Consider the following 1,495-nt stretch of genomic DNA (forward strand, 5'->3'; position numbering starts at 1 on the left):
AAAACTGCCACAGCCACAGAACGCCTGACCGCCCGGGCAGTGGAATTTGTCAAAAGTCATCCCGCATGTGCCGTGGTTGCGGTGCTCTGTGTGTTACTCCTGTTTGCTATGCAGTCCTGTTCCTCTACCATGCTTATGCTGGGGAACGCCGGGGCCGGTGCATTAGGGGCCAGCACCTATCCTTGCGAGGATCGTGATATGCTGGCCGCCGAAGCTGCCTACTGTGCGCTGGAAGATGATTTGCAGCATTATCTGGACACCTATGAAAGCACCCATGACTATGACGAATACCACTTCGATCTGGACGAAATCGAACATGACCCCTATGTGCTGCTTTCTCTTTTGTGTGCGCTCCATGAGGGGCAATGGACAATAGGCGAGGTACAGGGAACGCTGCAAATGCTCTTTGACCGCCAGTACATTTTGACCGAGGATTTGGTGGTGGAAACCCGGTATCGCACGGAAACCGACACATGGACGGACGAGGACGGCAACTCCCATACGGACACCTATCAGGTGTCTTACGATTATTACATCTGTACGGTCACGTTGGAAAACTTTGATTTGTCCCATGTACCTGTGTACGTTATGGGCGAGGATCAGCTTTCCCGATATGCCATCTATATGGCAACGCTGGGAAACCGCCCCGATCTGTTCCCGGATTCTCCCTATGTGAACAAGTACATTACCGGGAAACCCGGTGATTACGAAGTGCCCGGAGAATATCTGGACGATGAAACCTTTGCCGCGATGCTTGCCGAAGCGCAGAAATACATCGGCTATCCCTATGTGTGGGGCGGCAGTTCTCCCGCCACTTCCTTTGATTGCTCGGGGTACGTTTCGTGGGTTATCAATCACTCCGGCTGGAATGTGGGCAGGCTGGGAGCCCAGGGGCTCTATAACATCTGTACGCCGACCAGTTCTCCAAAACCCGGTGATCTGGTGTTCTTCAAAGGCACCTATGACACGCCGGGCGTGAGCCATTGCGGGATTTATGTCGGTGATGGAAAAATGCTGCATTGCGGAGATCCCATCGGCTACGCAAACTTGAATACAAGCTACTGGCAATCTCATTTTTACGCCTACGGGCGTTTACCGTGACAGGAGGTTTTGAAATGGCAACTACCAAAAGCATGAAAATTCAGGCCGAGATTGATAAGGTCAAGGCTAAAATCAGTGAACAGCAGGCCCGGCTCAAGGAGCTGGAGCAGAAAAAGCTGGATGCGGAAAACAGCGAGATCGTGGACATTGTGCGCGGTATGAGCATTTCCCTTACGGAGCTCCCGCTGCTGTTTGAAAAGCTGAAGGACGGAGGCACTTTGGGACAAAGTGTCCCGAAGTCCGAAGAAGAAAAGGAGGAAAACTGAATATGAAACACTTTCGTATGTTGGCGGCGGGGCTTTGCTCCGCCGTTCTTTTATGCGGCTTTGCAATCCCGGCCTATGCCTATTCGGACGGCGGGAATGAGGAACCGCCTGTTGTGGAAGAAACTCTG

General features: G+C 52.4%; 2 protein-coding genes. Both read left to right on the top strand.

Annotation, left to right across the window (positions count from 1 at the left end; all coding sequences use genetic code 11):
* Positions 1-1,101 (top strand): C40 family peptidase (locus HMPREF0373_RS04495; RefSeq protein WP_021738445.1); only part of this gene is annotated, 1,101 nt, incomplete at its 5' end.
* Positions 1,102-1,115: 14 nt separating this feature from the next.
* Positions 1,116-1,367 (top strand): DUF4315 family protein, encoded by a 252-nt coding sequence (locus HMPREF0373_RS04500; protein WP_044962936.1) that lies wholly within the window; start codon positions 1,116-1,118, stop codon positions 1,365-1,367.
* Positions 1,368-1,495 lie beyond the last annotated feature (128 nt).

It is taken from the genome of Eubacterium ramulus ATCC 29099, assembly GCF_000469345.1.
Lineage (GTDB): Bacteria > Bacillota > Clostridia > Lachnospirales > Lachnospiraceae > Eubacterium_I > Eubacterium_I ramulus.

What these genes read in the sequence shown, in the direction of transcription:
- HMPREF0373_RS04500 (WP_044962936.1), top strand. Translation starts at nt 1,116, where the DNA reads ATGGCAACTACCAAAAGCATGAAAATTCAGGCCGAGATTGATAAGGTC.